The organism is Stygiolobus sp. CP859M, assembly GCF_037389975.1.
Lineage (GTDB): Archaea > Thermoproteota > Thermoprotei_A > Sulfolobales > Sulfolobaceae > Stygiolobus.
On sequence record NZ_JBBHKS010000020.1, the window covers coordinates 23,930 to 42,598 of the forward strand.

The following is an 18,669-nucleotide window of genomic DNA, read 5'->3' on the forward strand; positions in this document are numbered from 1 at the left end:
TTAGATTAGGGTTAAAAACAGTTTCCCTATTCGTTTAATAACGTCTAACCAGCCAAATTAAGAGGGCTTTAGAAGACAGAAGAAAAGGGGAATAGTAAAAAAGATTACTTATTTTTCCTTAGGCTGAAATATATGAGAGGAATGAAAGATACAAGAATTGCCAAAACCTCTTCAACAGTGAAGAACTCAGAGTGATTAGCTGTAGAAGAGGAACTATTAATACTATTAACATTATTAATACTAGATACTTTATTTGAAGGTATAGTATTACTAATATTTAGAGCTGTTAGATTGCCTACTATTTTAGAGTTTATCAACTTAGCGCTGTAAACATGAGTGTTTATGAGTATAATTGTAGAGTTAATTGCGGTGAGGTTTTCTACTATAGAATCTATTAACGTTACATTTTCGTCCTTAAATACTGCATTTTGTATATACAGACCGTAGCCTATATTTCCACTAAAGTTCTTTACAAAAGTATAAGGGAAAACTACAAACGTTAGTCCTTCATAAAGGGGACTTATAGTAAGACTCTGATAGCTTAACGTTGAGTTGAAAGGTATAGAATACCCGTTAAAAGAAGAGCCAACAACATATACATCCCACTCACCTGCGACACTATCTGTAGACATTCCACTATTAGGATTATTTCCAGATGGAATTGTGAAATTACCTATCCATTTTCCGTCGGTATAAGTTAACTGGACAGCATTGGATATCTCCAAATTGTTGAATTGGGAGACTAAATATCTAGGAATAAAGATTGCAGTAAACGTTCCGAACTTCACCGGTGTCCCGTTGGGATATAAGATAGTAGCTTTAATTGTAACTGTTTGGTTTTCGAAGGCTACTGAATTAACTGATGCTTTGTACTCTAAGTAACTTGGAGACACGTAAACTTGTGTATATCCTTCACCGAAAGTAGTGTAAGTATCGTTACTATAAACAGCATATGCCTTAACTTCATAATAACCTGGGGAAAGGTTCATAGGTACTGTAACTTGATTTATATAAAATGCGTTATTTCCGAAGGTTATTGAGTTCACGGTGAAATTCCAATACACTTTTCCGTCCTTGATGAAAGATACAGTAACGTTTGGCATTCCTAAGCTCTCCACTGCAACTTCTACAGTTATATTCTCCCCAGGGTAAATCGCTGTCGGTTCTTCGAAGGAATTGGGTATTATGATAGGGACTACATAAGAGCCTAGGACTATTTCATCCAATCCAATAGTGTTTACAACCTTTAATACGAGAACTCCTCCCAACTTACTGACGTTAGTATAATTTATATAACCCTCTAGTATTCCAGTTTTGTATTTGATAGTTATACCAAGAGCTGAGATGTTTATAATAGGAACATTTGTCAGAGACGTTGAACCTATCATCGTTAACTTACCGTTAATCTGATTCTCAGAATATACATTCAATTGGGTATTATTAAAACCAGAAACTAACGTACCGTTAGGATAATCGATCATGACCAACACGGGTATTGCCATAGGTATAGGATACACTGCCAACGGTGGGAATATGAAAACTGCTTGATATCCGTCAATGAAGTATGTAAATCCGGTTAAATCCTTATAACTCGCTATTACTTCGTAAACTCCAGACTGAGGAGCTGAGAACGAACCTACGTAATAAGTTCCATTATATACTAAATGAACAGTATCTATTACAGTAGTTCCGTTAAAAATCTCAGCCGTAAGAGTAGAAGGTAGTGGAGAAACTCCGCTTAATTTTCCTATCACTTTCACTGTTTGTCCAGGTAAATATGTGGTGTTCTGAACTGCCAGAGAAAGTGATGAGTTTGGTACTTTTAATAGCTTTACAAAATATCCCGCGTTAATATATCCTAACCCAGTGACCGGGTTATAAGATGAATTTGCCACGTAAGGAGAGTTATACCCAAAAGTCACATGATGAAGAGCCGGGGTTTCGTTTAGTGCATATATCAATGGATTTATAAAACCGAGTTTACCGTGAACTTCTGAAGCAAGAGCTATTATTCCTGCAACTGTAGGTGTAGCTAATGAAGTACCTCCTACTAATATACTTTCTCCGTGATAATAAGTCACGTTTACTCCAGTATAAGGATTAGCTAGAGCCACTACATCTGGTACCTCTCTGAAACCCTTTAACATTTGGTAGGGAGGAGCAGGGAATATATTGCTAAATCCTCCAGTTGTACTTCCGAGAACACTTTCTCCGCTCCACGCAGTTTGCATACTTTCGTTACCAGATACATAAAGACTACTACCTCCTACAGCTAAAACGTAAGGAATTGCAGCCGGAACTATTTGGGATCCTAATGGACTTAAGTAAAAATTGTAACCGTTTCCACCTGCATCACCACTAGCGCCTAGAAAAGTTATACCTTCGACTTCTCCCAGCCAATATTCATATACCATCGATTGCAAATACGATAAAGGAAGAAGACCCAATAGGAAGTAAATTTCTGGAATACCGAAGCTCTGTGAGACTACATTTACTTCGTCTTGTTGGTCTATAAAAGCTATTGCCTGAGGTAAGGATATAGACGGGTTTGCTACATAAAGGATTATACCTGCACCCGGTGCCGCCACATGTGCATACTCTACGTCTAGAGAGATCTCTAGCGCCCAACCGCTTTGTATACCATCATTTGGATTGTAAGGACCTATGGGAACTACTTTGAATAAGGGAGGAGGTGATATATTATACTCTTGATCAAACGCTGTTAATTGTTGATAAATATAAGGATCCCCTTCAAAGTCTAAGATACCAATATTAGTCCCACTACCGTTGATACCATGTTTTAACAAATAAGTAATATTGTAAGCTTGCTGTATCTGCTGAGGAGTTACCGTAGAATATGCTACAGCTTGAGTTATATTATACAAGGTATTAGGCTTACTGAAAAGAGCCTCAGTTAAGTTAGTAGCAATAATGATACCTGGTATCGACTTATCCGCGGAGATAAAAGTATACACTTTCTTACCTTCGAAAGTGTAGGTAATGAATTGACCTTTAAACATCTCTTCAACCTCTTTAGCAGGAGCTGAGAAAGAGATAACGTTCCAATTCACAGTAGGTTTAATGCCCTTAGATTCAAGTTCTTGGACTAGTTGATTGATCTGCTGAGAAGGGATAAACAATTTCTTTACTTGGCTCTTGTTTAAAATCATATGCTGTTGAATATAGAGTTGTAACATCTCAAGGTTTTTAGGCGGAATAACTATACTGACGTAAACATTTCCTTGAGGTAATGTAGAGTTAACGGAGGGGGTAAAGAAAGGAAGGGTAATGATACTAATACCACTTAATACAAGTAAGAGGATTGCTAATGACGACCACATGGTATTATGCAATTTTACTAAATCCTTAAAACTTTTTTCGTAAAGCCTAATAACTTCGCTGTAAATCTACTGAATGAAATGTTGTATAAAGAGCCTGAAGACGGAGAAAAGATCACATTTAATAAAGGTAAATGGATAGTGCCTGATAAACCTATTATACTATACATAGAAGGAGATGGAATAGGACCAGAAATAACGCAAGCCGCTATTAAGGTAATTAACGCTGCTGTTGAAAAAGCCTACGGAAGCAAAAAGGAGATAAAATGGATGGAAGTGTACGCTGGTGAAAAAGCAGAGAAATTAACTGGTAATAGATTTCCTCAAGAAACCCAAGATATGTTACTAAAATATAGAGTAGTGTTAAAAGGACCCTTGGAGACTCCAATAGGTAAAGGTTGGAAATCTGTAAACGTTGCAATTCGTTTAATGCTAGATCTGTATGCAAATATACGCCCAGTTAAGTACATACCGGGGTTAGAAAGCCCTTTGAAAAACCCTGAGAAAGTAGATATGATAATATTCAGAGAAAATACCGACGACTTATACAGAGGTATCGAATACCCATACAACAGTGAGGAGGCAAAGAAAATAAGAAACTTCCTGAAAGAGCAGTTTAAGGTCGAGATTGAAGATGACACAGGTATCGGTGTTAAGGTAATAAGTAAGTTCAAGACACAGAGGATAACCAGGCTTGCCATTAACTATGCAATAACCAACGGGAGGAAAAAGATCACGATAATGCATAAGGGGAATGTAATGAAATATACAGAAGGAGCCTTTAGAGAATGGGCATATGAAGTTGCACTAAAGGAGTACAGAGACTATATTGTCACTGAAGAGGAAATTAACCGGGGAGTAAAATCCGATGGAAAAGTTGTGATAAATGATAGAATTGCAGACAACATGTTCCAACAGATTATAACAAGGCCAGATGAATACGACATAATCCTAGCTCCTAACGTGAATGGAGATTATATTTCAGACGCTGCTGGAGCTTTGATAGGTAACATTGGAATGTTGGGAGGAGCTAATATCGGCGATGACGGAGGAATGTTCGAGGCAATACATGGCACCGCACCGAAATATGCAGGTAAAAACGTAGCTAACCCTACCGGAATAATTAAGGGAGGAGAGCTAATGTTGAGGTTTATGGGTTGGGATAAAGCTGCTGATTTGATCGAGATAAGCATAAATGAGGCAATAAAGAGGAAACAAGTGACTCAAGATTTAGCAAGGTTTATGGATGTAAAACCGCTAGGTACTAAAGAATTTGCAAATGCTCTAACCGAGATTATAAATCAATTGTAATAAGTTACAGTATTTTTCCTTTGTTTCTTCTCCTTGTATACCCTAACCTAAAGAGACACTGCCAGGTTTTCTTTTGTAAAAAATTGTAACACCTCTTTTAGTTACACATTAGGATAATTTACTCGTCACCTTTATTATACAAACAAGTTTATTCATAACTTAAACTAATCTTAGCATGAAACGTAGGAAATTCGCTCTCTCTCTTTTTCGGTTTTGAAATACCGTACTTACTTGTATTACGGTTAAAAAAGATCTTTTTTGAATTGTAAAAAATTATGAAATTTGATAATTAGGGAAAGCGTAATACCTGGAAACGACTGAAATTTACTGTAAAACTGGGGGGTAAAACAGATGGTATTTTTCCCATTCATTATGATTAGGTAACACCAATTGAAATATCTGATAACCAAAATAACAAATGAAACATTTGAAATAATACGTGGCGATTAGAGAGACATTAAAAGGCGGTAAAGGCGAGGTGATAAAGAACCCTAAAGTCTTTATTGACCCACTGTCAGTATTTAAGGACATCCCCTTTAGGGAGGACATACTGAAAGAATTGGCGATCGCGGTACGATATTTTGTAAAGAATTCGGTGAAATTTTCAACATTATTTCTAGGTCTCACTGGTACAGGTAAAACATTTGTCGCAATGTATATGTTCAACGAAATTGAAGAGGTTAAAAAGGAAGATAGTGATTATGAGGGAGTAATTCAGGCTTATGTTAACTGCAGAGAAGTAGGTGGTACTCCTCAAGCCGTTCTCTCAGCGCTTACTGAAAAACTAACTGGTATAGATGTTCCTAAGCACGGGATTAATCTGGGCGAATATATTGAGAGGATTAAAGAAGAACTGCTGAACCGTAAGGCGTTAGTCTATTTAGACGAGGTCGATACTTTGGTGAAAAGAAGAGGAGGTGACATAGTCCTCTATCAATTATTACGCGTTGAAAGTAATATTTCCGTTATAATGATCAGTAACGACATTAACATCAGAGATTACATGGAACCCAGAGTTTTATCTTCCCTGGGACCGACTGTTTTCTTTAAGCCTTACGACGCCGAGCAGTTAAAACACATACTTTCAATATATGCTGAATACGGCCTATTCAAAGGTTCTTATAACGACGAAATATTGTCATATATAGCAGCAATATCAGCAAGGGAACACGGTGATGCGAGAAAAGCTGTTAACTTGTTATTTAGAGCTGCTCAATTAGCCTCTGGCGAGGGAATTATTAGGAAAGACCACGTAGATAGAGCGATAACCGAGTACGAGCAGGAGAGACTCATCGAAGCTATTAAGGCTCTTCCTTTTCACTACAAGTTGGCATTGATGGCTTCAATAAGGGCTGAAGATGTGGTTACTGCCCACAAAGTGTATTCCGACCTAGCTTTAGAATACAAGCAGAAACCTCTTTCGTATAGGAGATTTTCAGATATAATCTCCGAGCTGGATATGTTTGGTATTATAAAAGTTAAGATAGTTAATAGAGGAAGAGCCGGTGGAATTAGGAAGATTATAGAGGTGGCAGATAAAGAGAAGATTATGAAAGCACTTGAAGAGACTATGCAAATGGAATTAGATGACGGTTTGTAAAATTTCTTAGCTTGAGGGAGAAAAAGATGATCTGGGAGAAAGTAAAACGAATTGAAGAGAGAAAGAACGAACTAGAAAACGAGATAATGGCACTTACCGAGCAACTCAAGTCCTTGCCTACTGGACATCTTGAGGGAAAGGTGATTAAAGGCAAGAAGTATTATTATTTACGGTATTGGGAAGACGGTAAGCTGAAAAGTAAGTATGTGGGAAAAGAGGTAGATGACTTACTAGAGAAATTTAAGATAGCTAGTGAAATTAAAATAAAGCTAGATAAATTGAAAAGAGAAAATGAAAAGTTAGGAAGAGTCCTTGAAAAAATAGTGAAGATAATTGAAGAAGAAAAGATGAATTAAATATGGTTATATCAGCAAGTCTTTTATACTAAATATAAAGTTATAGTTTACCTGATGTTATTCCTATATCAAGTAAGTAGTATATCTCAAGCATTAACTAATTTAGCAACAGAAATAATAGATGCAATACCATCAATAATACTCTTCGTAATCATAGTTTTAATTGGGTATATGGTTGCTGTGATAGTCAGCGACATAGTAGGTAGGGTGCTAAGGGCTGTATTCGCTCACTCTTCCGTGAACTTAAGTGCTTCATTAGTTGCAGGAACAGTAAAGGCATTAATTATATTACTTAGCTTGGCTATTGCCTTATCTATACTTAATCTCGGAGCAGCTACGGTCTATATTGCACTAATAGCTAGATACTTACCTTACTTGGCTGGAGCAATACTATTACTAACACTTGGAATGAGTTTAGTAAATGTACTATTAGATTACATGGCGAGACAAATGCCCGTACAAGACCAGTTTATAGCCGTTATTTTAAGTGTGTTAAGATTCGGTCTGTACGCAGTAATAATTACTATAGCTGCTGAGTTAGCAATTTTTGAATGGGTACCGTTAGTGAGTTCATACCTGTTCTATGACATCTTGATCGGTTCTATCGTATTACTCTTTAGCTTTGCCATTACCGACAAGGCCTTAGATACTATTGTTAAGACTGATCCTAATGCAAATTATATAGCTACTTACGGAAGATTCCTACTTTACACAATTTTCATATTGATAGCAGTAGCAATAATTGTTCAGCCATTCGGTAATGTAACGTCGATTTTACAGACTTTATCTTGGGGATTAGCAATAGCGTTTGGAATATTATTAGTGCCGTTAATATACATGTTCGTCAAAAAGATGGTAGCAGAGATAAAATGATGAGAACTCCCCAGACGGATAAGTGAAGACTCCTTTAAGTGCTGATTTTTATACTTCCTTGGAACAATATATCTCATGAAAAAACTTACTCAAGATGAAATAAGGATTTTTTTAGATAATTCTAAAGGTTGGAAATTAAAGGATAATAAGCTAGAAAAAGTCTTCTTGTTTAAGGATTTTAGAGAATCAGTCCAATTTGTAAATAAGATCCAACTCGTAGCTGATGCTATGAATCATCATCCAGATATATGCATATACTATAACAAAGTTATTATCCAACTTACTACCCATGACGTAGATGGTATAACGGATCTTGATGTGGAGTTAGCGAAAAAGATAGATGAAATCAAATAAGTTTGAAGATTATTCCTTCTTTTCCACCAACTCTAGTACCTTTTTTTACCCTTACCCTTAAGATATTTTCTTCAATTCGTATATCCCCAGCCATATAAATCTTTATTATTTTGCCAGGTAGGTGCCAGACAGCTTCGTAAGGGTATTCAGCTATTTCTTCACTATAAATGTTATAATACTCATTTAAACCTTTTCTTAACGTGCCCGAGAAATATAGTAGGAACTCAATGATAGGGTGGTGTTTATCTAATAACTTAATTTTCACCCATTTCACGTAAGCTTTAACTCTTTCCCCATTTATTATTATTTTCTCTTCATCAATTAGTTGTTGTAGATTTCTCTTTATGGTGATAATTTCTCTCTTAACCTCATTTTTGTTTAGGGAGACGTAATAACCAAACTTATCTATATAATAAAAAGTCGTAAACTGAGTTACTTTACCGTCTCTGCTAAAGTTGAAAAAACCTGATGCATATATAGGAATTACATTATCGGAGCTCATATTTTACTTTTTAGCCGATCTTCTTTTTCTGCCACTTTCATGCTGTAATAATGACTCTATAGCTTCTTTCAATTCTTGACAGTTATTAACTTTAGCAAAAACTAAGTTTATGAAACAACACAAGCTTCTCAGTCTCTCAAATGAGGTAAACTTTATTGAGTTCTGTGGTCTCTCTGTAGAGATTGCCAAGAACTTAGCTTGACCAGCTAATGCCTTAAGTACTAACCTTTCACTGGTCAGTAGCTCGGTTGATGTCCATCTCCCCTCACTTGGTTCTGGCAATTTAAGTTCGTTTTGCTGAATACCTTGACAATCTTCATTAAATTCTACTTCTTCTTTTTTGTCCATAAGGTCTACAACTTCTGATTCGTTAGTAGTTTGAGTTCCTAAAAATTTTTCAAAAAGCCTTTTAAGTTCTTGATTATTGTAAGCACAACAGCTTAATTTTCCTAGTTCTTCTAGCATAGAAAAATCTCTCAAGGTAATGTTATTTGTTCCCCGACTAGTTGAGATAGACAAAAGAGTAGGGCCATTTGGTATCATAAGTACTTCAAATCGGAAGTAGTTACTTTCAGCTAGTCTGATAATGTAGGTCTTATTCCCTTCATTTGATAGTTTTCTAAATTCTTCTAATTTTGAAGTCAAAAATGTTTTATCACAAGTAGAAACGAGAAAATTAAAACCTCTGATATCTTTCACACACTCCGTTGAACACAACATATATACTAAATCTCGATTTGTAGAATATAAAAATATTTGAGGCTTTAGACTAAAACACTTTTAGTTCATACGCCTGCTAAGAGTAGATTAGCGTTTTTAGTTAATTCATAGTAGTATTTTCTTCCTTTTCTGATATTTACAAGTCCGAATTTCTGCAATAATTCTAAATGATATCTAGCAGTTGAATAATTTATTTTAAGCTCTTTAGATATTTCGTACGCGGTTTTAGGCCCATCTCTCAATGCTTCTATGATCCTCTTTCTAGTCTCCCAACCTGGTAGGGCTAATAGCTCATCTACTTTTGTTATGCTCATAGGACTATTCTAGCTTTCCATTATGCTTAAATCTAAGCAGTTTTTTATAGGAATAATTTCATTTTCAGTGAATAAATTCATTATCTAATGGGAAAATACCTGTCTCTACTCATGAACATTACAACTAGAAGAAACAATACGAGTGCAAAGACAGCAAATGAGTAGTACGGTTCTCTAAGTCCTAATAAGAGTAGAAGAAATATTGAAAAAGGTATAGGAAGAAAAGTCTTATTATTTAGACCGTGGAACAGCGAAAAACCAATAGCAGGTACTAAGAATAGAGGATTGTAGATCGATAGTACAAGTAGGATGAGTAATATCATTAAAAGCAGGATTCTCAATATGTTAATTCTCTGTGTCAACATAATTATTTGATAATTATCGGTTGAGTATAAATTTATAGCTTATGTAAAATTTCGTGGAAACCTTGTAAATGATCTCTGAAACTGCTGAAAAATCTATTTTTCCTAACTTCATTTAAATTAATCTCTGTGATTATTCTATCCTCTTCAAATAATTTTGCTGTACTAATAATTTCTCCTAAAGGCGATACTACCATTGAACCTCCCCAGAAGAACTCTTCTTCTTGGCTACCGACAGTATTTACAAAGACGCTCCATACACCATTTATGATAGAATGGGCTTTAAGCAAGGCCTCCCATTGCTCCCTGATTGCTATGGCAGAAGAAAGCCTTCTCATAGGTGAGGCAGCTGGAATCATAATTACGTCTGCTCCCATTAGCGCTAGTGCCTCTATTGGTTCGTAGTGCCACGCATCTTCACATATTGTGACACCGAACTTATATCCTTTGTATTCATATATCCTTAAATCAGTCCTAGGATCGCCTGGTTGAAAATACCTTCTTTCTTCAAAAAGCCCGTAGGTGGGTAAATAGAACTTGTAAATATAATCTATTTTTCCCTCGATTATTACGGCAGCACTATTTCTCAAAATACCAGGTCTTACCTCTTTAACCAACCCTGCGATTACACATTTAGAATGTTCTGAGAGCTTATTTACTGCTTTTTCGCTTTCCTTATATACCTCAAATACAAGGTCTCTAAGCACGTAACCCGTAAGCGATAGTTCTGGAAATACTACACAGTCTGCTGACGAGGTTTTAATTATTTCTATGTGTTTTTGAAAGTTATGTGTAACGTCGCCCAATTTAGGTCTGATTTGTGCTAACTCTACTCTTAACCCCATTGTCTAGGATATCTCCAATCTGAATTTATAGCCCTTCCGCTCAATCTGAATATCTCAGGAGGAAGTCTTTTGTGTTGAGAAATCTTAACCATTTTGATTATTTTATTAATCGCTGAGATGTTGGTATTAGTAATCTTACTTATAGTTTCTTCATCAAGCATTTCCTCAAATTTAAGATATAGGATCGAGTCTATCGTTTCGTAATCTAATCCTATTTCTCCTTCTGCAGTTTGTCCTTCCCAGAGAGCAGGAGACGGAGGTTTCTTTACTATTTCTTCAGGAATTCCTAAGTGTAGTCCTAGAGCCCTTACTTGGGTTTTATACAAATCACCTATTGGCAATATATCAACTCCTCCGTCACCGTATTTAGTAAAGTATCCTAACATAAGTTCACTTTTATCTCCGGTGCCAACGACTAGGTAATTGTGTTTTTGAGCAAAAGCGTATAGAAGAATCATTCTAACTCTAGCCTTTATATTTCCCACTACTAGCTTATCATCAGTCCCAACAGCTTTACTGAATAATGAAGTTATTTCGTCAATATTAATTACAGAATAGTTTTTCTCAGTAGCGTTTACAAGTTTTAAGATAGAGTAAGCGTGTTGTAAGTCTTGATGTGGGGTAGAGCTAGAAGGCATAAGTAAGAAGTAAGCGTTTTTAGTAGCTTTAGAAAGAAGTACAGCCGTTACTGAAGAGTCTATCCCTCCGCTTAATCCTACTATTCCTCCTTCTTTTCCGCTTTCCTTAATATATTCTCTCATTCGTTCAACTAGGTACTCGGTTATCTTGTCAAAATCAATTAAAAGTAACTTTTTCCTTACGTAATCTGGCATCATTTAAAATATATTAGAAGCTGAAGTATTTAGAGTATACGTTGCAAAATAATAATTGTAGTAAACTTGAACCGTAAAAACAGTACTGTTTATACTCTCGTTAAATTGCGGTGCGTATGCGAAAACTAAACCCGTCGAGTTGGGTGGTATTATTCCCGATGAGAAATCCCAGACCATATTTAAGTTATTAGGTATTGAGACTCTAACTAAAGTTATATTCACGGGATAAGGTTTATCATTGTATACTTTAATTAGTAATGCGTCATAAGGAAGTTTTCCTAAAGGATAAACGCTTTCTATTGTTAATGGGTTTGATTGTACGTAATTTATGTGAGCATAAACAGCTAGAGAACTTAGTAAGGTTACGAGTAAGAATAAAGGAACTAGGATTTGTCTCTTGAAATTGACTTTTACTGTGGGAATCTTATTATAGTCGATATTGTACAAGGATAGAAAAAGTAAGGGGATCCACATAATGAAGTATTCTGTTAATGTTCTCCATAAGAACCAGCTTATTATTATCGGAAAGACCCATATGCTTTCTCTTATTACTTCAAAGTACCTGCTGTAAAGGTAAATGAGAAATAGGCTTACAGTCCCGAGGCTTATGGTGAAGAACCAAGGTTCTAAGGGATAGAATCCTGAATAAGATATTACGCTAAGGCCTATTTGCCCCACCGGAATTGTAGCAGAATCTGTGGTAATAACGTTCGTAATAAATGATGTGGAATTCCAAATGAGGAATGGTATAGTTAGTATGGAGACCGAGAGAGAGAAAGGTAACAGATATTCCCTTAAGAATCTCTTTTTACTCTCATAAGTCTTCAGCTTATATATTAGGAGAAAAGGTAGAGCAAGCCATGAAAGTTGCGTGAGCATAGTTGCGAGACCTAAAGACGTACCTCCTAGTTTATCTTTTCTTACGTAGGCTATGGCTAGAAAGGTAGTTGGAATTACGACAAAAACACCGTAAAATGGAGGTATGGATACTGCCGTCATAATATAGATGAATATTATAGGTAATAGAGCGAAAGGATCCTCTTTTTTTCTTCCTTCAATATAAATTAAGATTGCCAATATTACATCAAAAACTATGTTTTCTAGGTTAAGGAAGTATGGAGGCAGATCAAAGACTTTTAGGAATACATAAAGGGGTATGTAGATTATAAAAGAGAGAGGCGGATAAATGTAAGTGTTAGCTATACCCCCCGCTAAGGTATAAGTAGGACACACCCCTTGAGGGTAGTAAGTTACTGCGTAAGGATCTTTACCTTGAAATAGTGAGTTTAATGCTTCATATATATACTCCATATCGTCTGTTCCAAACGAGTTAACTAAGGTTATACTTATCAGTAGAAAGGTAATACTAGATATAAATGCTACGTAATCGTCTACACTCGTTATCTTTCTGTTAGGATTAAGTAGTTGTGGATTCATTACTAGAATTAGTATAGCTATTAAGAAGAAGAAGGAGAGAGAAATTATTGAGGCTGAAATAGGGTCAGAGAGTACGCTAGCTCTGAAATTTATCACTATGAGTACGTATAAGACCACGGAGGTCAGTATTAAGTATGTTATTCTATGACGGAGAGTATTATCCACATCAATTCAATAACCTTAAGGCTTTAATCGTTTTTCATTATGTTCAATTAATCAATGATTTATCAGTTCTAATACTTTCTTACTTAAATAGTGGAAAAGATTTTCTCTGTTTTTCTCCGTTATCTCATATATTTCCTCTCCTAGCCTTATCGATCTGTGAACCACAGCAAAGAGAGGGATTTCAGAGTCGAGTATTCTCGTTATAAGAGCCTTTAAGCTAGGCACAGAGAGCTCCATAGGTCCTATTTCATCAATCGCTATTAATTGCGGGTTATTAAATATCTCTAGCTCTAGTGATTTTACGAATTCTTCATTTAGAACAACGCTGTATTTACCTATTTTCACACTTCCGTTCTGTTCTGTAGATGCAAGCATAGCTTCTTTTCCTGAAGATACGCTTACTATTTTAAACCCTACTCTATTAGTCCCTTTCCTAATTTCAGGACAATAGAAACCGGTAACGTTAATGTTTTTAGAGCGGAGTTCTTTCACGATTTTCATTAAAATAGTAGTTTTACCTACTCCAGGTCTTCCAGTAATGAATATCTTGTTTTTCATGCTAATTATCGTTTTATTCGAGGTTAAAAAAGGATTGAAAAGTGTATTGGTTAAAGATGAATAGAGTATGAGATTTACTAAAAAGACGAAAAGTGTTAATATGAGGAAGTGAACGTAGTATTATGTCACCAAATAGTCAGCAAGGAGTATATATGTATGTTATTTCACTTAAGTTTTCTAGCAAATGGTGGGAGTTAAGTAAATCTCAGAAGTTGCAGATACTTTCGACAATAGAAGAAACAGAGAAATCTTACCGCGATAAGTTGGGCTCCTTAAAGAGGTATAACTCTCTGAGAGATAATGGAGACTTGATATACTGGGTTGCTGATGTCGAAACTTCTCTCCTAAACGAGTTCAGGTATTCTCTTGCTTCTTCCTCCTCAGGTCTTTTAATCCCCACGTTAACTTTCTTTTCGTATTTCAAGCCTTCTCCGTATACGGGTAATACATCAGTCGAAATCTTAAAGTATTTGAGGCAGGAACCTTTAAGGTATTTCGTAGCCTATCCTATGAAGAAGACGGTAGACTGGTACCTGCTTCCTTTCGAGGAAAGGAAGGAGGTCATGGATGAACATATAAGGGTTGCAAGAACTCATCCTGATAATAAAGGGATAAGGTCATATACTACGTATTCTTTCGGCATAGGCGATTATGAATTCGTAGTAATATATGAGATCCCTGAGTTAGATAAATGGATTAACATAGTTGAAAAGCTGAGAGAAGTCAAAGCTAGGAAGTGGGTTGCTTTTGAGGAGCCCATTATTGTAGGAGAGTTAGGATCTCCTGATATTTTCTCGAAATGAAGAGGAGAGATAACATAGTTTTACCGTCTTCAATTTTTCCTTCTTCAACCATTTTTACGGCTTCGGACAGTTTAACTTCGAAGGGTACGATCACTTCATAATCCTCAAGTTTTTGTTGGGTTTTTTCTAATTTTGTAGCAATGAAAAGATGCATTATTTCTGTCATAACTCCGGGTGATACGTAAAACGAGATCAACTTATGGAGTTTCCCAGCTTTGTAACCTATCTCTTCCTCTATTTCTCTTTTAGCTGTCGTTTCAATGTCTTCCCCCCTTTCAATCGTTCCTGCTGGGAGTTCGATTAGCCACTTTCCAATAATAGGTCTGAATTGCTTGATAAGTATTATCGTCTCACTGTCCAGAAATGGGGCTATAACTACTGAACCTCTATGCTTAACGTAAGCCTTCTCAACTGACTTACCGTTTGGTAAATTAAAATTATCTATCTCTACATCAAATTTTTTTGAAGAGTAAATTCTCATTTTGAGTTTATAAGCTGAATTTAGGGTATTTTTGTTTAATCGTCGAGTACATTTTTTCCCAATCTATTTTAGCTAAGATTACTCCTAGTACGATAAAAGTTATGGATGAAATTACAGTAAGCTCTAATGGGCTCAGTCCACTTATTGCACTTACTTGGATTATCCCTAGTATTTCAAGAGGTATTTCTACCCCACTTTTCAGGATTTTAGCTGGTATTGTTACTTTTAACATTCTAACTAATGAAGTTCTCACTACTCCTCCGCCGATATATAGATAATCGTCTAGAGGAAGCCCTGGTAGCATGGCCATGATAAAAAGGGAAAGGATAAAGTATTTAGAACTTATAAATCGCTTAAGCAGAGGTAAGTTCTTATTTTTATTTAAAGGTTTTTCTAGACCTATTCCTAGTATGTAGGTTAATACTTTGGCTAAACCCGCTCCCAATCCCGACACAATAATATACAGTATTATTATTAAAAGTGAGGTGTGATAATGTATTATGAAATATGAAGTTATAACTGTATAAGGTGCACCAGCAAAGGGCAAGATATTTGACACAAAACTTATTCCAAAAACTATAACTAAACTCACTACAATGTCATTCATTAAGCACAAATAATGAACATTTAGTTTTTAATTTTTCCCAAAATTTTTTACGCTACTATTCATTGAATTTAATAGAATTTATTATGAACAAGAGTTTTGCAATGATAAAAAATATTATTTATTGTTACAAAAGATTATAAATAGGTATAAATAAAGGTTATTTATAATAATCGAGGTGGCAGTAGTGGGATTAAGAGAGGAATTAGAGTCCCGGTTTGGAAGCAACTTTTCTGATAGCATTACAGAGAGATTCTCACACTCGGCTGATATGGGTTTTGTTCCTCAGCTAGTGTGGTCAGGGAATATAAAACTTAACTTAATTCCAGATTACGTTATATACCCAACTTCAGTAGAGGACGTTGTAGACCTAGTGAAAATTGCATTAAAGTATAAAGTCCCCATCATTCCTTACGGTAGGGCTACAAATAGATACGGTAATGCTTTACCTGTAGATGGAGGTATTGTAGTAGACTTTGCTAAAATGGATAAAGTAGATGTAGATGAAGTTAATTCGCAGGCAATAAGCGAACCTGGTGCTACTTGGAAGTTAATCGATTTAGCAGCCCAATCTAAGGGTTTGCAGTTAAGGACTTTCCCTTCATCTTATGATTCCACTGTTGGAGGAGGAATAGCTGGAGATGCCTTAGGAATAGGATCTTATGAATACGGATTCATTTCAGATAACGTCTCCTTTGTTGATATGGTAAACCCTAGAGGAGAAGTAGTCAGGCTTGAAGGCCCAAATTTAGCCTTAGCGTCCGGTGCTGAAGGCATTACTGGTATCATAGTAAGAGCAGGTGTCAAGCTTAGGAAGTATGCACCTACTGAAGCTATAGTATTAGCCTTTAATTCCTTTGACGACACTGTAAAAGCGATAGGAGAATTCTACAGAGAGGTAATACCGGCATGGCACGTTCAAGTTAGAGGTCCCTCTATATCTACCAATATGGCTGACAGGTTTAACGCTAAGCTCAGTAGAGGAAAATGGAATATGATCATAATGTACCCGTCTACAAGATCTACTCTAGTTGAGCCAAAAATTTACAGAATAGCGCAGACATTTAACGCTGAAATTTATGAAGGTGAGTGGACTGGTTGGTGGTCATTTAATCACGGTGTTGTTGCCGCTTTAAGGTCAAAAGGTCTACTAATTCACCAACATGGTCTTATACATTACACTAAGTTAGTGGAATTAGTTAATGAATTAAAAGGATTTTTGGGGGAGTTAGGAAAGTTAGAACCAAATTCTGGGTTTGATTTAGATATAGACTTAGAAAAAAGAGAAGTTTTGTTAGTAAATGCTTTCACTGAAGTATCCTTGAAGAACGAGGACAAAAAGATCATTTACGATTTAGCTAAGAACACTCTAATGATGGATTCAATCATAAAGGTTGGCGGTTCATTGCTATCTATAGGAATTTTCGCTCATAAGTATGCTAAGAATAGGCTAAGTGCTATGGGCAAGACTTTCCAGCAACTCGGTGTTGATAGATACGAAGTTATAAAGAAGTATAAGGAGGAAATGGATCCTGAAGAACTGTTTAATCCAGGCAAAGTATTAGATCCTAAAAAGAGAGGTAAAGTAGTTCTTGAAATTGTAGGAAAACAACAAGAAGCGTTGAGGTTCAGGTTTGGAATAGGATTAGCCAAAGCAATAGTACCTGGAGGAGAGGTACAAGGATTTAAAGTTGTCAAGAGGTATTTGGACATATTTGCTGATTATGCTATGCAATGTATAGACTGTGCAATGTGTGTAACAGTATGCCCGCAGTTCAAACTTATTCCACAAACGCCTTATGCACCCAAGGGTATGTTTGACTTCGTAAAAGGCGCAGTAACGTACTATTACCTTAAAGGAGGAGTTGACATACCAGATGATGCTATAATCGAGCTTTCAGGATGCCATAAATGTGGTTTATGTGATGGTGTTTGTCCTGCTAAAATACCCATATCTTCGCTCTTGGTGAGGCTTAACGGTATAGTTGCTAAGAAGATGCCAGAAGAGCCACCAGTAGACGTTCCGTTACTTCAAGACCCCGAATTAAGATCCGTAAACGATAACTCAAGTGATATAATACTTTGGGTTGGAAAGAATTTAGTGGATAATCCAAACGTTGCAATAACTGTGTTGAGGCTTCTAAAGTTAGTAGGAGCTAAAGCTAAGGTAATAGGGACTACTTACGACAGCGGATTTATGGATTACATAAGCGGTGGTGAAAAGCTAAACGAGAAAATGGAAAAGAACAAGTCAGTGTTAGCATCTGCTTTAGAGGTTATAACTATAGCACCAGAGGATTATAGAGTATTCTCTGAAGCTTACAAGGATTATTCTAACATGAACAATATGAGAATGGGATTTGAGGTATCTCCCATTGAGTTAAGGCTACTAAAGTCTCTTCAGATAGATGGGAACGGAAAAGAAATTTATCTTCACGCTGCTTGTTTCGCGACCCCGTATGTGGGAGAAGTAATTAAGAGATTGACAGATCTAGGGTTTAGAGTTAGGAAAGTAGAAGGGTGCTCAGGTGCAATACTGGAGAAAAACTTAGGTAAAAGAGCTGACAAAATGGCTAGGGCTTTAGGTGCAAAGTATCCTATGTTAGTAACGTTATGTCCGCTAGCTTCACTTAAATTCAAAGAAAACGGAATACCAGCAAAAACTTTAGTTGAATTTATAGCCGAAAAAGTAGGGCTAACTACAGTAGTAACATCAGGTACAAAAGCTAAGTTAGAATTATCCTACTCAGAAAAACAGGAATTAAGAAACGCTATCATTACATCGTTATTAAAGAGTCTCTCCAGTAAATCTAGTATTATTGCAGACACAGTCACTTTTACCAGTAGTGGCATAGACGAATATAAGAAGATTATAGAGAATGTGATAGTTGAAGCATTAAGTGATGCTGGAGACGGAATAAAAGTTCATATTAAGAAGTTATTAGAAAATAAAAGAGCTCAAGGTGCTACATATGATGATATAGTGAACTATTTATCAGCACTTATTAGAGAGCTTAGTAATATAATTTCCACAATGCAATTAGATCCAATCATAGGCGTAGTAATAAATCAGGTCAAGGGACTTACATCAGAGCAGTTCGACGAAGGAGTATTGAGGCAAACTCTGATATTATTAGTGAGAGAGAACGAAAAAGTTATCAAAGAAAGGGCAACAGCACTTACTGCAGATGCGGCCAGTTAAGGTATTCTCAT

At 36.1% G+C, this 18,669-nt stretch carries 18 protein-coding genes; 7 read left to right on the top strand and 11 right to left on the bottom strand.

Annotation, left to right across the window (positions count from 1 at the left end):
* Window positions 1–104: 104 nt before the first annotated feature.
* Window positions 105–3,341: a protease pro-enzyme activation domain-containing protein gene (locus WIW72_RS09495; protein ID WP_337700915.1), complete on the bottom strand. Its 3,237-nt coding sequence runs from the start codon at window positions 3,339–3,341 to the stop codon at window positions 105–107.
* Between the two features lie 81 nt (window positions 3,342–3,422).
* Between WIW72_RS09495 and WIW72_RS09500 the strand changes: the two genes are divergently transcribed.
* The 5 genes from WIW72_RS09500 (at window position 3,423) to WIW72_RS09520 (ending at window position 7,832) form a co-directional block, all read left to right on the top strand.
* The gene (locus WIW72_RS09500; RefSeq protein WP_337700962.1) at window positions 3,423–4,649 is read left to right on the top strand and encodes an NADP-dependent isocitrate dehydrogenase; all 1,227 of its coding nucleotides are present in this window, start codon (window positions 3,423–3,425) and stop codon (window positions 4,647–4,649) included.
* Window positions 4,650–5,088: 439 nt separating this feature from the next.
* Window positions 5,089–6,249, top strand: coding sequence for a Cdc6/Cdc18 family protein (locus WIW72_RS09505; protein ID WP_337700913.1), 1,161 nt, complete (start codon window positions 5,089–5,091; stop codon window positions 6,247–6,249).
* 26 nt (window positions 6,250–6,275) lie between these two features.
* The gene (locus WIW72_RS09510) at window positions 6,276–6,605 is read left to right on the top strand and encodes a hypothetical protein (RefSeq protein WP_337700911.1); all 330 of its coding nucleotides are present in this window, start codon (window positions 6,276–6,278) and stop codon (window positions 6,603–6,605) included.
* Window positions 6,606–6,659: 54 nt separating this feature from the next.
* Window positions 6,660–7,478 (top strand): mechanosensitive ion channel family protein, encoded by an 819-nt coding sequence (locus WIW72_RS09515; RefSeq protein WP_337700909.1) that lies wholly within the window; start codon window positions 6,660–6,662, stop codon window positions 7,476–7,478.
* A gap of 75 nt (window positions 7,479–7,553) precedes the next feature.
* Window positions 7,554–7,832, top strand: coding sequence for a 4a-hydroxytetrahydrobiopterin dehydratase (locus WIW72_RS09520; RefSeq protein ID WP_337700907.1), 279 nt, complete (start codon window positions 7,554–7,556; stop codon window positions 7,830–7,832).
* Here WIW72_RS09520 and WIW72_RS09525 read toward each other — a convergent pair.
* The 8 genes from WIW72_RS09525 to WIW72_RS09560 all read right to left on the bottom strand — a co-directional run bounded on the left by WIW72_RS09525 (window position 7,825) and on the right by WIW72_RS09560 (window position 13,568).
* Complete coding sequence (locus tag WIW72_RS09525) at window positions 7,825–8,334, bottom strand: hypothetical protein (protein ID WP_337700905.1); 510 nt, start codon at window positions 8,332–8,334, stop codon at window positions 7,825–7,827. The genes WIW72_RS09520 and WIW72_RS09525 overlap by 8 nt on opposite strands.
* 3 nt (window positions 8,335–8,337) lie before the next feature.
* Complete coding sequence (locus WIW72_RS09530) at window positions 8,338–8,799, bottom strand: hypothetical protein (RefSeq protein ID WP_337700903.1); 462 nt, start codon at window positions 8,797–8,799, stop codon at window positions 8,338–8,340.
* 320 nt (window positions 8,800–9,119) lie between these two features.
* Window positions 9,120–9,368: an ArsR/SmtB family transcription factor gene (locus WIW72_RS09535; protein WP_337700901.1), complete on the bottom strand. Its 249-nt coding sequence runs from the start codon at window positions 9,366–9,368 to the stop codon at window positions 9,120–9,122.
* 80 nt (window positions 9,369–9,448) lie between these two features.
* On the bottom strand, window positions 9,449–9,733 hold the full coding sequence (locus tag WIW72_RS09540; protein ID WP_337700899.1) for a hypothetical protein: 285 nt from the start codon (window positions 9,731–9,733) through the stop codon (window positions 9,449–9,451).
* A 32-nt stretch (window positions 9,734–9,765) separates the two neighbouring features.
* Window positions 9,766–10,575 carry a nitrilase-related carbon-nitrogen hydrolase gene (locus WIW72_RS09545; protein ID WP_337700898.1) on the bottom strand — a complete coding sequence of 270 codons (810 nt, stop codon included), beginning with the start codon at window positions 10,573–10,575 and terminating at the stop codon, window positions 9,766–9,768.
* A complete protein-coding gene (locus WIW72_RS09550) occupies window positions 10,566–11,408 on the bottom strand; it encodes an NAD+ synthase (protein ID WP_337700960.1) in 843 nt (280 codons plus the stop codon). Before WIW72_RS09550 ends, WIW72_RS09545 begins: the two co-directional genes overlap by 10 nt.
* A 3-nt stretch (window positions 11,409–11,411) precedes the next feature.
* Window positions 11,412–13,010 (bottom strand): hypothetical protein, encoded by a 1,599-nt coding sequence (locus WIW72_RS09555; RefSeq protein WP_337700896.1) that lies wholly within the window; start codon window positions 13,008–13,010, stop codon window positions 11,412–11,414.
* Between the two features lie 51 nt (window positions 13,011–13,061).
* A complete protein-coding gene (locus WIW72_RS09560; RefSeq protein WP_337700894.1) occupies window positions 13,062–13,568 on the bottom strand; it encodes an NTPase in 507 nt (168 codons plus the stop codon).
* A 122-nt stretch (window positions 13,569–13,690) separates the two neighbouring features.
* Here WIW72_RS09560 and WIW72_RS09565 point away from each other — a divergent pair, with 122 nt between their 5' ends.
* Entirely contained in the window at window positions 13,691–14,371 is a 681-nt protein-coding gene (locus tag WIW72_RS09565) for a chlorite dismutase family protein (protein ID WP_337700892.1), read from the top strand.
* Here WIW72_RS09565 and WIW72_RS09570 read toward each other — a convergent pair.
* Both WIW72_RS09570 and WIW72_RS09575 read right to left on the bottom strand, forming a co-directional pair.
* Window positions 14,328–14,852, bottom strand: a complete 525-nt coding sequence (locus tag WIW72_RS09570; protein WP_337700890.1) for an NUDIX hydrolase — start codon at window positions 14,850–14,852, stop codon at window positions 14,328–14,330. The genes WIW72_RS09565 and WIW72_RS09570 overlap by 44 nt on opposite strands.
* A 7-nt stretch (window positions 14,853–14,859) precedes the next feature.
* Window positions 14,860–15,459 carry a hypothetical protein gene (locus WIW72_RS09575; RefSeq protein WP_337700889.1) on the bottom strand — a complete coding sequence of 200 codons (600 nt, stop codon included), beginning with the start codon at window positions 15,457–15,459 and terminating at the stop codon, window positions 14,860–14,862.
* Window positions 15,460–15,643: 184 nt separating this feature from the next.
* On the opposite strand from WIW72_RS09575, the gene WIW72_RS09580 reads away from it, so the two are divergent.
* The gene (locus WIW72_RS09580) at window positions 15,644–18,658 is read left to right on the top strand and encodes an FAD-binding and (Fe-S)-binding domain-containing protein (RefSeq protein WP_337700887.1); all 3,015 of its coding nucleotides are present in this window, start codon (window positions 15,644–15,646) and stop codon (window positions 18,656–18,658) included.
* Window positions 18,659–18,669 lie beyond the last annotated feature (11 nt).

Bases quoted from the DNA above. Each gene is read 5' to 3' on its own strand.
- WIW72_RS09495 (WP_337700915.1), bottom strand. From the start codon at position 3,341: ATGTGGTCGTCATTAGCAATCCTCTTACTTGTATTAAGTGGTATTAGT.
- WIW72_RS09510 (WP_337700911.1), top strand. From the start codon at position 6,276: ATGATCTGGGAGAAAGTAAAACGAATTGAAGAGAGAAAGAACGAACTA.
- WIW72_RS09515 (WP_337700909.1), top strand. From the start codon at position 6,660: ATGTTATTCCTATATCAAGTAAGTAGTATATCTCAAGCATTAACTAAT.
- WIW72_RS09520 (WP_337700907.1), top strand. From the start codon at position 7,554: ATGAAAAAACTTACTCAAGATGAAATAAGGATTTTTTTAGATAATTCT.
- WIW72_RS09525 (WP_337700905.1), bottom strand. From the start codon at position 8,334: ATGAGCTCCGATAATGTAATTCCTATATATGCATCAGGTTTTTTCAAC.
- WIW72_RS09530 (WP_337700903.1), bottom strand. From the start codon at position 8,799: ATGCTAGAAGAACTAGGAAAATTAAGCTGTTGTGCTTACAATAATCAA.
- WIW72_RS09535 (WP_337700901.1), bottom strand. From the start codon at position 9,368: ATGAGCATAACAAAAGTAGATGAGCTATTAGCCCTACCAGGTTGGGAG.
- WIW72_RS09540 (WP_337700899.1), bottom strand. From the start codon at position 9,733: ATGTTGACACAGAGAATTAACATATTGAGAATCCTGCTTTTAATGATA.
- WIW72_RS09545 (WP_337700898.1), bottom strand. From the start codon at position 10,575: ATGGGGTTAAGAGTAGAGTTAGCACAAATCAGACCTAAATTGGGCGAC.
- WIW72_RS09550 (WP_337700960.1), bottom strand. From the start codon at position 11,408: ATGCCAGATTACGTAAGGAAAAAGTTACTTTTAATTGATTTTGACAAG.
- WIW72_RS09560 (WP_337700894.1), bottom strand. From the start codon at position 13,568: ATGAAAAACAAGATATTCATTACTGGAAGACCTGGAGTAGGTAAAACT.
- WIW72_RS09565 (WP_337700892.1), top strand. From the start codon at position 13,691: ATGTCACCAAATAGTCAGCAAGGAGTATATATGTATGTTATTTCACTT.
- WIW72_RS09570 (WP_337700890.1), bottom strand. From the start codon at position 14,852: ATGAGAATTTACTCTTCAAAAAAATTTGATGTAGAGATAGATAATTTT.
- WIW72_RS09575 (WP_337700889.1), bottom strand. From the start codon at position 15,459: ATGAATGACATTGTAGTGAGTTTAGTTATAGTTTTTGGAATAAGTTTT.